Source organism: Consotaella aegiceratis (genome assembly GCF_036541425.1).
GTDB lineage: Bacteria > Pseudomonadota > Alphaproteobacteria > Rhizobiales > Rhizobiaceae > Consotaella > Consotaella aegiceratis.
Genome location: NZ_JAZHFT010000001.1, coordinates 312,983 through 325,408, shown reverse-complemented (window position 1 = coordinate 325,408; position 12,426 = coordinate 312,983). Strand labels below are relative to the sequence as shown.

Sequence of the window (12,426 nt, the reverse complement as noted above, 5' to 3'; positions counted from 1 at the left end):
GGCGGGCCAGCCATCGTCACCGCAATGGCATGAGGATCGAGAATGTTGGACACGAACGGCCGCTATCGCATCGGCTTCGATATCGGCGGGACCTTCACCGACTTCATCCTCTATGACGCCGAGGGCCGGACCGTCCGGCTCCACAAGGTGCTGACCACGCCGCACGATCCGTCCCAGGCCGCGATGCAGGGGCTCGACGAGATCGCGCAAGCCGCCGGAATCGGTCTGGCCGAGGTTGGCGAGATCCTGCACGGCACGACCCTCGTCACCAACGCCGTCATCGAGCGGAAAGGCGCCAGGCTGGGGCTGATCACCACCCAAGGCTTTCGCGATATCCTGGAGATGGGCTTCGAACAGCGCTACGACATCTACGATCTGTTCCTGAGCTTCCCCGACCCGCTCGTGGCGCGCGATTGGCGCCTGGAGGTGCCCGAGCGCATCGACCGCGACGGCCGGATCGTCACGGCGCTCGACGAGACGGCGGTGCACGAGATGCTCGCCCGGCTCGATGCGGCCGGTGTCGAGGCGGTGGGCGTCTGCCTGATCAACGCCTACCGCAACCCGGCGCACGAGCTTCGGATCGGCGAGATCGCCCGCGAATCCTTTCCCCATCTCGCCGTCTCGCTCTCCTGCGAGGTCGTGCCGGAGATCGGCGAATACGAGCGCATGGTGACGACCTGCGCCAACGCCTATGTGCAGCCGCTGGTCGACCGCTACCTGAAGCGCATCGAGGGCGGCCTGGCGGCGCGCGGCTTTTCCGGCACGCTGCGGCTCATGCATTCGGCCGGCGGCTTGCTGTCGCCGGCGACGGCCCGCGCCTTCCCGATCCGCCTCCTGGAATCCGGCCCGGCGGGCGGCGGTCTCGCCACCGCGCTGTTCGGCGAACTGGCGGGCAAGAGCGACGTCATCGCCTTCGACATGGGCGGCACCACCGCCAAGGCCTGCATGGTTGAGGACGGGCGCATCGAGATTGCGCCCGAGCTGGAGGCCGGCCGCGTCTCCCGCTTCCGCAAGGGCTCCGGTCTGCCGATCAAAACGCCGGTGATCGACATGATCGAGATCGGCGCGGGCGGCGGCTCGATCGCCGGCGTCGACGCGGTCGGGCTGCTCAAGATCGGCCCGCAGTCGGCCGGTTCGGACCCCGGCCCGGCCTGCTATGGCATGGGCGGCACCCAGCCGACCGTCACCGACGCCAATCTGGCGCTCGGCTACTACGATCCGGGTTTCTTCCTGGGCGGGCGCATGGCGCTCGACAAGGCGGCGGCCGAAACGGCGCTCGGCACGCTGTGCGAGCCGCTGGGACTCGACGCGACGGGCGTCGCCTGGGGTATCCACAAGGTGGTCGTCGAAAGCATGGCGGCGGCGGCGCGCGTCCACCTGGTCGAAAAGGGCAAGGATCCGCGGCGCTATTCCATGGTGGGCTTCGGCGGCGCCGGCCCGGCGCATGCCGCCAACGTGGCGCGCGTTCTCGGCGTGCGGGAGGTCATCATTCCGCCGGCCTCCGGCGCGGCCTCCGCCGTCGGCTTCCTGACGGCGCCGCTGTCCTTCGAGACGGTGCGCTCTCACCCTGTCGAACTCGGACCGGATTTCGATGCCGTGGCGATCAACGCGCTCCTGGCCGAAATGGAAGGCGAAGCGCGCGGCCATCTCGCCGAGGCGGGCGTTGCGGAGACCGACGTGACGGTCGAGCGCTGGGCGGACATGCGCCTCGTCGGCCAGATGCACGAGATCGCGGTGCGCCTGCCCGACCATGAACTGGCGGCCGACAGCCTGGACGCGGTGCGCGACGCCTTCGCCGCCGCCTATTCGGCGCGGTTCACGACGATCTACGAGAACGCCCGGATGGAGGCGATCAGCTTCCGCGTTCAATGCGCCGGACCGAAGCCGTCGATTTCGCTGGCCGGCGCGAGCGGTGGTGCCGGCACGGCATCCGCCGTGAAGGGGACGCGGCCGGCCTTCTTCGAAACCGAGTGGGTCGAGGCGACGGTCTACGACCGCTATGCGCTCGCTCCCGGCACCGAAATCGCCGGGCCGGCGATCATCGAGGAGCGCGAGGCGACCACCGTCGTGCCGCCGTCCGACAGGCTGACCGTCGACGACAATCTCAATCTGCGCATCGCCGTCGCGCCGGCAGCCGTCGCCGGGGACGTCGTCACCGACGACATGAGCCTCGACCAGGCCATCGCTCGGATCAAGGACGATCCGATCGCGCTGGAGATCATGTGGTCGCGCCTGGTGACGGTGACCGAGGAGATGTGGATCACCGTGGTCCGCACCGCGTTTTCGCTGACCGTCTCCGAATCCCAGGATTTTGCCTGCGAGCTTCTGGACCCGCAGGGCGAGACGCTCGCCCACTCGCCGCGCGCCATGCCGGTCTTCAATCTGACGCTGCCGCGCGCGGTCAAGGCGCTTCTGGAGAAGTATCCGGCCGAGACGCTGAAGCCGGGCGACGTGCTGATCACCAACGATCCCTGGATCTGCGCCGGCCATCTCTTCGACATCGCCGTCGTCACGCCCGTCTTCGTCGAGGGCCGCGTGGTGGGGCTTGCCGGTACCGTCGGCCACGTCTCCGACATCGGCGGCACCAAGGATGCCATGCGCGCCCGCGAGGTCTTCGAGGAAGGCCTGCAGATCCCGCCGATGAAGCTCTACGACGCCGGTCGGCCGAACGAGACGCTGCTGGCGATGATGCGCCAGAACATCCGCAACGCCGACCAGACGCTGGGCGACCTGCACTCCTTCGTGGCGTCCAACCAGCTTGGCGCGGAGCGCCTGGCGAGCTTCATGCGCGACTATGGCATGTACGACCTCAAGGCGCTGGCCGCCTTGGTGCAAGGCCTGTCGGAAAAGGCGATGCGCGATGCGATCCGGGCGATCCCGGATGGCGACTACCTCTCCGAGATCAGCAACCGGCCGATCGACGAGGAGCTGTGCTACCCGCTGAAGCTGACGGTCGCCGGCGACGAGATTACGCTGGATTTCGACGGCGCGCCGGCGCAGCTTCCGCAGGGCGGGCTGAATTCGACGCTGAACTACACCACGGCGCATGCGACCTATCCGCTGAAATGCATGCTGACGCCGAATGTGCGCGGCAATGCCGGCTGCTATCGCGCCTTTACAGTGAAGGCGCCGGAGGGCTCGATCCTCAATCCGCGTTATCCGGCTTCCGTCTCCATGCGCACGCGCACCGGCTGGTATCTTGCGCCCAACATCTTCAAGGCGCTCGCCGAAGCCGCTCCCGACAACGTCCAGGCCCACACCGGCCTGCCGGTGGCCGTCAACGTCTATGGCGAGGAGGCCGACGGCCAGAGCTATTCCAACCACATCTTCATGGGCGGCGGTCAGGGCGGCTCTGCCCATGCCGACGGCAAGTCCGGGCTTCTGTGGCCGACCTCTGCCTCGAACACCGCCGTCGAGGTGTTCGAATCCCGCGCGCCCGTGCTGGTGGTCGAGAAGTGCTACCTGCCGGATACCGGCGGTCCGGGCCGCCATCGCGGCGGTCTCGGTCAGCGGGTGCGCATGCGCAAGCTCCATGATGACGGCCTGCCCGCGCTGATCTCCGTCTATCCGGAAGGCGTCGGCAGCCGGGTGGCCGGCCTGTTCGGCGGCGCGCCGGGCAGTGGCGCGGTCGGCCGCATCCTCGATCCCGAGGGCAACGAGGTTCACGATTGCGGCACCGGCGAGGCCGTGCGCGTCACGGCGATCGATCGGATCGTCGAGGTGGCGGTTGCCGGCGGCTCCGGCTTCGGCGATCCGGCCGAGCGTGATGCGGGCTCGGTCGAGGCCGATCTGCGGCTCGGGCTGGTGACGCCCGAGAGCGCTGGACGCGACTACCCGGCCGCCTCGAAAACTCCGTCCTCGGCCAAGCCACGTCAGTCGGTCGAGGCATGAGGATGGGTGAGGCGATGACGCGCAAACTCGGCACCATCACCCTCGGCCAGGCGCCGCGGCCGGACCTGACCCCGATGCTGGAGGCGGCGCTCCCCGCCGATCTGCCGCGCCTCCATGTCGGCGTCGTCGACGGCATGGACAAGGCGGCGATCGCCGAGCGCTTCCCGGTGCGCGAGGGCGAACCGGTGCTGATCTCGCGGCTTCTCGACGGCACGTCGGTGGTGATGGACAAGGCCGGTGTCGAGGCCGCCGTCCAGGGCAAGGTCGAAGAGCTGGAGGCGGCGGGCTGCACCACGATTCTGCTGTGGTGCACGGGCAAGTTCGCCGAACTCGAAGCGAGACGCGCCGCGCTGATCGAGCCGCAGAAGATCCTGATGCCGTGCCTTGCCGCGCTGACGCAGGGCCGCCGCGTCGGCATCCTGGTGCCGCTCCCCGAGCAGATCCAAGCCGAACAGAGCAAATGGGCGAATTTCTCAGCCGCTCCCATCTGCGCGGCGGTCTCGCCCTATCAGGAGAGCGACGATGCGGTCGCCGCGGCGGCCCGCGACCTGCGCGGGCGTGGCGCCGAAATCCTGATGACCGACTGCATGGGCTTCGTCGAGCATCACCGCCGCGCAGCCACCGCCGCGAGCGGACTGCCGCTGATCCTGTCGAGCGCGCTCATCGCCAAGCTGGTCGCGGAGGTGGTGTGAGACGATGACCTATCCCGCGAGCGAAGCCTTGGCTGCGACCGAGACCGCCGTACCGCGGAGCCGGCCGGCCAGGACCGGCCCCAACGCCATGGCGTGGCTGATCCTGCCCTGCCTGCTCCTGTTCACGCTGTTCTTCATCCTGCCGCTCGCCATGATGCTGATGCTGAGCGTGCTGACCGGCAATCCGGTGTTCGAGCCGGACGTTCACTTCACCGCCCAGAACTACCTGCGGTTCGCGACCGACAGCTACAATTGGGACGTCCTGTGGGTGACGCTGCGCATCGGCATCGCCACGACCGTGGCGGCGCTGCTTCTCGGCTATCCGCTGGCGCACTTGATGGCGCGCACCCACAGCCGGGCGATCCACGCGCTGCTGCTGATCGCCGTGCTGGCGCCGATGCTGACCGGCATCGTGGTGCGCACCTTCGCCTGGATGAGCATCCTCTCGGATACCGGCGTCATCAACGAGCTGCTGTTGTCGCTCGGCCTCATCGATAAGCCGCTCGCCCTTCTTTACAACGAGATCGGCATCGTCGTCGGCCTCACCCACATCTTCATCCCCTACATGGTGCTGACGCTGTCGGGCGTGATCGGGCGCATCGACGAACGGCTGGAGCAGGCGGCGATCAATCTCGGCGCGAGCCCCTTGCGCGCCTTCTTCGAGGTGACGCTGCCTTTGTCCGTGCCGGGGATTCTGGCCGGCTCGCTGCTGGTGTTCGCGCTGGCGATCTCGTCCTACGTGACGCCGCTGCTGATGGGCGGCTTCCAGATCATGACGCTGCCGCTGCTGATCTACCAGCAGATTTCGGCCTCCTTCAACATCGGCTTCGCCGCCGCGCTCGGGATCATCCTCCTGGTGATCTCGCTGGTGCTGGTGGTCGCCTACAACCGTGTCCTCGCCGCCGTCAGCGGCGACCGGACGATGAAGTGAGGGCAGTGCGATGAAGCTCGGCCGTTTCCTCTATGGCGCGATCAACGCGGCGATCCTCATCTTCATCCTGGCGCCCATCGCGATCATCTTCGTCTTCGCGGTCAATCCGACGCCCTACATCAAGTTTCCGCCGGAAGGCTTCTCGTTGATGTGGTTCGAGGCGTTCTTCACCTCCGACGTGTTCATGTCGGCGCTGTGGCTCAGCATCGAGATCGCCGTCGTCAGCACGATGCTGGCGACCTTCATCGGCTCGACCGCGTCGCTGGCGATCGCCCGCGGCAATCTGCCGGGCGCCGGGCTGATCACCGCCTTCGTGCTGTCGCCCCTGATGTTGCCGGCGATCCTCACCGGCTTGGCGCTGTTTCAGGCCTACATGCTGCTCGACGTCGGTCGGCCGTTGTGGGGGCTGGTGATGGGCCACGTGCTGGTGACCACGCCCTACGTGATCCGCACGACGCTAGCCGTCCTGCACAACTTCGACACCCGGCTGGAGGAGGCCGCCACCAATCTCGGCGCCGATCCGCTGCGGGTCTATTTCGAGGTGACCTTGCCGCTGGTCAAACCCGGGGTCATCGCCGGCGGCATCTTCGCTTTCATCGTGTCCTTCGACCAGTTTCCGGTGTCGCTGTTCCTGATCGCGCCGGGCTCGGAAACGCTGCCGATCACACTTTTCAACTACCTGAAGTTCGAGATGGACGGACGGATCGCGGCCGCTTCGGTGGTGTCGATCCTGCTCGCCTTCATCGTCGTCCTCGGCCTCGACCGCACGGTTGGGCTGAAGTCCTACGCCAAGCTCTGATCCCCGCCGCCACGACAAGGAGAAATGCATGGAAAAGAAGACTGACAAGTTCGACGCCGGTCGCCGCCGGTTCCTGGGCACCGTTGCGGCCGGCGCGGCCGTCTCGCTGGCCATGCCACACATCGCGCGCGCCCAGGCGAGCGAGCTCAACATCACCGGCTGGGGGGGTAAATGGGGCGAGATCTTCGACTCGACCCTGGCGCCCATGTTCGAGAAGGAGTTCGGCGGCAAGCTGGTGCGCGACACCTCCTTCCCGTTCCTGCCCAAGCTCCAGTCCTCGTCGCGCTCGAACCCGATCTACGACGTGCTGCACACCAATTCCAACGAGCAGTGGGCTGCGGTGAAGATGGGTCTGGTCGAGCCCGAACTCGACAAGAGCCAGATTCCGAACCTCGCCGATCTCTACGACTATGCGACCTCCGACAAGATCGTCGGCGTGTCGATGTTCACCTCGGCCATCGGCATGGGCTACCGTTCCGACCTGGTGAGCGAGGCTCCGACCTCGTGGAAGGATCTGTGGAAGGACGAGTATGCCGATAAGCGCGGCGCCTACGTCATTCCGGTCAATTCCCTCGGCCAGGCCTTCCTGACCATGGCGGGTGCGGTCTACGGCTCGGGTTACGACGATCTCGACGCCGCCTACGAGGCCATGGAGAAGCTGAAGCCGGTCAAGCTGGTCGACTTCACCGGCTCTATGGAGAAGATGCTGCTCTCCGGCGAGGTCGAGATCTGTGTGATCCACGACAGCGGTGTCTATCGCTATTTCGACACGCCCAACGAGATGGGCTTCTGCACGCCGGAAGAGGGTGTCCTGGCGCTGGAACAGGTGCTGACCGTGACGCCGGGCACGCAGAAGCGCGAGCTGGCCAACGCCTTCATCAACTTCATGCTGCGTCCCGACGTGCAGAAGCTGATGGCCGAGGCCGTCTGGTATTCGCCCGCCAACAAGAAGGTCACCCTGTCGGAAGAGTACCAGAAGCGACTGCTGACGACGCCGGAGAAGGTCGCCAAGCTCGTGCAGGTCGACTGGCAGTGGTACAACGCCAACAAGGACGCCATCGACATGCGCGTCAACCGGATCTTCCGCACGTGAGCGCCTCGATCCGCATCGACGGCGCGACCAAGGTCTATGACGGCGCGGTGCGCGCCGTCGACGCCATCGACATGACGATCGAGCAGGGCGAATTCTTCGCCCTGCTCGGACCGTCCGGCTGTGGCAAGACCACCACGCTGCGCATGATCGCCGGCTTCGAGATGCCGACCGAAGGCGCCATCCATGTCGGCGGCACGGACGTCACTCATGTGCCGGCGCACAAGCGCGACATGGGCATGGTGTTTCAGAACTATGCGCTGTTTCCCCACCGCACGGTGCGCGAGAACGTCGGCTTCGGCCTCAGGATGCGCGGCGTCGACAAGAAGACCATCGCCGCCAAGGTCGATCGTGCCCTCGAGATGGTGTCGCTGTCGGCGATGGGCGAACGCCGCCCGTCGCAGCTTTCGGGCGGGCAGCAACAGCGCGTCGCGCTGGCGCGCGCCATCGTCATCGAGCCGCGCGTGCTGCTTTGCGACGAGCCGCTGGGGGCGCTCGACAAGAAGCTGCGCCAGCAGATGCAGTTCGAGCTGAAGGAGCTGCAGAAGAGCCTGGGCGTCACCACTGTCTTCGTCACCCACGACCAGGAAGAGGCGATGGCCATGTCCGACCGGATCGCCGTGATGAACGGCGGCCGGGTCGAGCAGATCGGAACGCCTGCCGAGATCTACAATCAGCCGCGCACGCGCTTCGCCGCCGATTTCATCGGCGACACCAATCTGATGAGCGGCACGATCGTCACCGAGAACGGAGTTCTGCGTCTGCGCTGCGACGACGGCATCCTGTTGCCCGCTCCCGCCGGCGCATCGGGCCGGGTCGACTGCGCGCTGCGGCCGGAGAAGGTCGTGCTGGCGCGCGCCGGCGAAGCCGATCCCGAAAGGGGCGTAGCGGGACGGATCGAGACGGCGAATTTTCTCGGCGGTTCGATCCTCTACAGGGTCGAACTCGGTGAGGGCCGCCACATCCTGGCCCGGACCTCCAACACCAGCCAGACCGCGCTTGCCGCCGGCGAGGCCGTTTCGGCGTCCTGGGACGAAGACGATCTCGTCGTCTTGAACGATTAGAGCATGATGGCGAAAAGTTGCAGACTTTTCGGATCCATATCATGCGGGAAAACAAGAGGCTGGAGCGACACTGCGATCTAACCTGAACGCAGCTCACTCCAGGACGAGCCTTGGGGACGATCAGGTAAGGAATGCCACATGCCGGTTCTTGAACGCATCGCCGGTTTCACCGACGATTTGACGGCCATCCGCCGCGACTTCCATGCCCATCCCGAATTGGGCTTCGAGGAGGTGCGCACCAGCGCCAGGGTGGCCGAGATGCTGGAGAGCTGGGGCATCGAAGTGGCCAGGGGCATCGGCGGGACCGGGGTCGTGGGCGTGCTCGACGGCGCGCGGACCGGGCGCACCATCGGCCTGCGTGCCGACATGGACGCGCTGCCGATGGACGAGCAGACCAACCTCCCCTACGCCTCGAAGAATCCGGGCGTCTTTCACGGCTGCGGCCATGACGGCCATACCACGATGCTGCTCGGCGCCGCGCGCTATCTGGCGGAAACACGGGATTTCGCCGGCCGCGCGGTCTTCATCTTCCAGCCGGCCGAAGAGGGGCTCGGCGGCGCGCGGGCGATGCTGGCCGACGGCCTGTTCGAGCGCTTTCCCTGCGACGAGCTCTACGGCATCCACAACTCGCCCTATCTGGAAGCGGACGAAATCAAGGTGACGCCGGGACCGGCCCAGGCCGGGGCCGACTTCTTCGATATCGACATCCGCGGCAGGGGAAGCCACGGGGCGATGCCCCAGGCCTCGCGCGATCCCGTCGTCATCGGGGCGGGCCTGGTCAAGGAGATGCAGAGCGTCGTGTCGCGCAACATGGACCCGACCAAGCCGGCGGTCGTCTCCATCACCCAGTTCCACGCCGGCTCGGCCTACAATGTGATCCCCGAGACGGCGCGCCTGTCGGGCACGGTGCGCCATTTCGACAGCGCGGTGCGGGAGATGATCTGGGACCGCATCCGGCATCTCTGCGACGGTTTCGCGCTGGCCTACGAGGTCGAGATCGACATCGATATCCGCAGTGTCTTCGACGTTCTCGTCAACGACGAGACGCGCGCCCGCGACCTCATCGCGGTCGGCCAGGACGTCGTCGGAGACAAGGCCCAGCTGGGCGAGAGCGCGACCATGGGCAGCGAGGACATGGCCGACCTCCTGCGGGTCGTTCCCGGCGCCTTCTGCAATCTCGGCCATGGCGGCACCGTGCCGCTGCACAATCCCGGCTTCATCCTCGACGATGCGATCCTGCCGGTCGGCGCGAGCCTCCTGGCGCGTCTGGTCGAACAGCGAGGGACGGCGGGCGAGTAGGGAACGTCCCAACCGGTCAGCCAGTGACGATCGGCGCCGGGTTCCAGCTGGCCGGCAACGGCTCTGGCCGGCGGATCACGACATCGCCGAGGTCGAGGTCGGCGATCGAACTGGCGAACAGGCCCGGCATCCCGCCCGGATAGGCGGCGAGGCCGACGACCTTGCCCTCGGCATCCTTGACCCAGGCGTTGGCGCGTCCGGCCGCTTCGGGCGCCGGCGCCAGATCGGCGGAGGTCGGCCGAAGGTCGTAGGCGAGGGCCGTTCCCAGCCGCCCCGGATGCTGGACGAGGTCGATCCGATCGAGCCGGACCCCGGCAATGCTGCCGGGACGAAGCGCGACCAGGTTGATCGCCCCCTCCATCCGCCCGGTGATGTCCTCGACGACGAGGTCCGTAACGGCGCCGGCCGGCCGGTCCGGACGGCGGTCAACGACGTTGACGGTCAGCGCCTCGCCTGAGCCCCAGAAGCCGTCCGGCGTCTCGGCACAATCCACCGCGATGCGCGAGAAGCGGACGCGGGCGATGCGCCCGCCATCGCGCGAGAAGATGCCGAGGCCACGGTTCGAACCGACGATCTCGCAATCCTCGAAGACGATGTCCTCGACGTCGCCATAGGTTTCGGTGCCGATCTTCAGCGCGCACGATCGGCTTTCGATGCGGCTGTTGGCGACGCGCACGCGGCGGCAGGCGCCGATCGGTCGTCCGTCCGGCGTGGCCGTCGTCTTCAGCACCACGCCGTCGTCGGCGGTGCGGATGTCGGCGTCTTCGATCGTCACGTCCTCGCAGGCGTCGACCACGAAGCCGTCGGTGTTGGGCATGCGGCGGTCGTTGTCGACCGCGATCGCCTTTACCGCCAGATGCCGGCAGGCGATGGCGTGGATCGTCCACATCGGCGAGTTGCGGATCGTAAAATTCTCGAGCCGAACGTTGCGGCATCGATCGAAGATGATAGTGCGAGGGCGCAGCGGGGCGGGAATCCAGGTCCCCATCACCGGATCGTCGCCGGCGATGAAAGCCTCGCCCCCGGCTTCGATGGTGCCCGTGCCGGTGATCGCGATGTTCTCCGCCTCGCGCGCCACCAGGATGCCGCGGTCGCTGTCCTCCGCCACATGATCGACGCGCGTCTCGGCATAGGCTTCGTAATCGGGCCGGGGCTGCAGAACGGCTCCCGGCGCAAGATGCAGTTCGACATTCGATTTGAGCCAGAGGCCGTGGCAGTCGTGGCGTCCGGCTTCGACAAGAACCCGTCCGCCGCCGGCCGCATGGGCGGCATTGATCGCCGACTGCAGGCGCCGGGTCGCATCGCCCTCTTCGGCAGGAACGGGAAGGTCCGGAGCGGCAGTCATGGCGGATCTCGAAATTTTTTTATTCATACCTTCCACGTTTTTCGTAGGAGGCTATCGTTCCAGTATGCCCGAACGGCAGTGGCTTCAAGCCATAATCCTGCCCTATGCATTCTGCACAATCATGAAAAAATTCAATAAGCTGTTCGTGCCGGCTTGAGAAAGCGTCAGGCTCGGATCGACGCCGCGACCCGGCGTGCGAAGGATCGAGGGAGGAGCGCAACGCGATGGCCGGCAAGAAGGTGGGGATCAAGGAGGTCTCGCAGGAAGCGGGTGTGGCGATTTCGACCGTTTCCCACGTGCTCAACGGGACGGCCTCGATCTCGCCCCAGGTGCGGGCCCGCGTCATGGATGCCGCCCGCCGGCTCGGCTATCTGGCCCGGCGTCGCGCCAAGGCGAACGCCACGGCGCTGGGAACGGTGGTGCTCGCGGTGCCAGACGACGCCATGCCGGAGAACGAGATCAACCTGTTTTCGTGGACAGTGCTCAGCGCCCTCAGCCGCGACTGCGAACGCCGCGGCGTCCGGCTGATGCCGATCACCGGCAACGGATCCTTGACGGCGCGGGGCATCGTCGACTTCGTCCAGGCCAATTCGGCCGACGGCGTCGTGTTGATCAACGACGACCGGCCGGACCTGCTGCGCGGCATTCGTGCCTCCGGCATCCCCGCCGTGCTGATCAACGGCGAAGACCAGGACATGCACATCGACAGCGTCACCCCGGGCAACCGGTTCGGCGCGCGGCTGGCAACGGACTGGCTGATCAAGCAGGGGCACCGCTCCATCCTTCATCTGACCTGGCAGGGCCGCACCACCATCCGGCGCCGCCTCGACGGATTTCTGGACGCGGGCGAGGCCAGCGGCTTGCCGATGGAGGCGTTTCAGGTGTTCCACGCCGAAGGTTACGCGCCGGCGCTGGGCGAGGCGGCGATCCGCACCTGGCTCGATCGGCACGACGGCCTCGGCGGCGTGACCGCCATCTTCTGCGCCGCGGACAATCTCGCTCTGGGAGCCTTGCGCGCTCTCGATGGCGCCGGCCTGTCGGTGCCGGGCGACGTCTCCGTCATGGGGTTCGACGGCATCGTGCTGGGCGAACTGAGCCGCCCCCCGCTCACAACGATCAAGGTACCGCTCGAACAGATCGGCCCACAGGCGCTGCATCTTCTGGAGCAGCGGCTCATCACCGCCGACGAGCCGCGCGCCGCCCACCGCCTCGAACTGGGGTGCGAGATTGCCGTGCGGGGCAGTGTGGGCGCCCCAGCTTAACTCCGGCAAATCGCAGGAATATGAAAACTTTTTTTAGTTGAATTATGCGACGG

At 66.9% G+C, this 12,426-nt stretch carries 9 protein-coding genes; 8 read left to right on the top strand and 1 reads right to left on the bottom strand.

All coding sequences use genetic code 11. The features are described from left to right. The first annotated feature begins 42 nt into the window (after positions 1-42). From SMD10_RS01460 to SMD10_RS01430, 7 genes are all read left to right on the top strand, one after another. Entirely contained in the window at positions 43-3,891 is a 3,849-nt protein-coding gene (locus SMD10_RS01460; RefSeq protein WP_331683848.1) for a hydantoinase B/oxoprolinase family protein, read from the top strand. Between the two features lie 14 nt (positions 3,892-3,905). Then, entirely contained in the window at positions 3,906-4,583 is a 678-nt protein-coding gene (locus tag SMD10_RS01455) for an AroM family protein (RefSeq protein WP_331683847.1), read from the top strand. Between the two features lie 88 nt (positions 4,584-4,671). Continuing rightward, the gene (locus SMD10_RS01450; RefSeq protein WP_331683887.1) at positions 4,672-5,514 is read left to right on the top strand and encodes an ABC transporter permease; all 843 of its coding nucleotides are present in this window, start codon (positions 4,672-4,674) and stop codon (positions 5,512-5,514) included. 10 nt (positions 5,515-5,524) lie between these two features. Continuing rightward, positions 5,525-6,313, top strand: a complete 789-nt coding sequence (locus tag SMD10_RS01445; RefSeq protein ID WP_331683846.1) for an ABC transporter permease — start codon at positions 5,525-5,527, stop codon at positions 6,311-6,313. A gap of 28 nt (positions 6,314-6,341) precedes the next feature. Beyond that, complete coding sequence (locus SMD10_RS01440) at positions 6,342-7,406, top strand: ABC transporter substrate-binding protein (protein WP_331683845.1); 1,065 nt, start codon at positions 6,342-6,344, stop codon at positions 7,404-7,406. After that, entirely contained in the window at positions 7,403-8,467 is a 1,065-nt protein-coding gene (locus SMD10_RS01435; RefSeq protein ID WP_331683844.1) for an ABC transporter ATP-binding protein, read from the top strand. Before SMD10_RS01440 ends, SMD10_RS01435 begins: the two co-directional genes overlap by 4 nt. Positions 8,468-8,605: 138 nt before the next feature. Then, entirely contained in the window at positions 8,606-9,766 is a 1,161-nt protein-coding gene (locus SMD10_RS01430) for a M20 aminoacylase family protein (RefSeq protein WP_331683843.1), read from the top strand. Between the two features lie 16 nt (positions 9,767-9,782). On the opposite strand, the gene pglB is transcribed toward SMD10_RS01430, so the two are convergent. After that, positions 9,783-11,111 (bottom strand): polygalacturonase PglB, encoded by a 1,329-nt coding sequence (gene pglB / locus SMD10_RS01425; RefSeq protein ID WP_331683842.1) that lies wholly within the window; start codon positions 11,109-11,111, stop codon positions 9,783-9,785. A gap of 224 nt (positions 11,112-11,335) precedes the next feature. On the opposite strand from pglB, the gene SMD10_RS01420 reads away from it, so the two are divergent. Continuing rightward, a complete protein-coding gene (locus tag SMD10_RS01420) occupies positions 11,336-12,373 on the top strand; it encodes a LacI family DNA-binding transcriptional regulator (protein ID WP_331683841.1) in 1,038 nt (345 codons plus the stop codon). The last annotated feature ends 53 nt before the right edge of the window (positions 12,374-12,426 follow it).

Coding starts and splice junctions, on each gene's coding strand:
- SMD10_RS01430 (WP_331683843.1), top strand. CDS start 8,606: ATGCCGGTTCTTGAACGCATCGCCGGTTTCACCGACGATTTGACGGCC.
- SMD10_RS01440 (WP_331683845.1), top strand. CDS start 6,342: ATGGAAAAGAAGACTGACAAGTTCGACGCCGGTCGCCGCCGGTTCCTG.
- SMD10_RS01445 (WP_331683846.1), top strand. CDS start 5,525: ATGAAGCTCGGCCGTTTCCTCTATGGCGCGATCAACGCGGCGATCCTC.
- SMD10_RS01450 (WP_331683887.1), top strand. CDS start 4,672: ATGGCGTGGCTGATCCTGCCCTGCCTGCTCCTGTTCACGCTGTTCTTC.
- pglB (WP_331683842.1), bottom strand. CDS start 11,111: ATGACTGCCGCTCCGGACCTTCCCGTTCCTGCCGAAGAGGGCGATGCG.
- SMD10_RS01420 (WP_331683841.1), top strand. CDS start 11,336: ATGGCCGGCAAGAAGGTGGGGATCAAGGAGGTCTCGCAGGAAGCGGGT.
- SMD10_RS01460 (WP_331683848.1), top strand. CDS start 43: ATGTTGGACACGAACGGCCGCTATCGCATCGGCTTCGATATCGGCGGG.
- SMD10_RS01455 (WP_331683847.1), top strand. CDS start 3,906: ATGACGCGCAAACTCGGCACCATCACCCTCGGCCAGGCGCCGCGGCCG.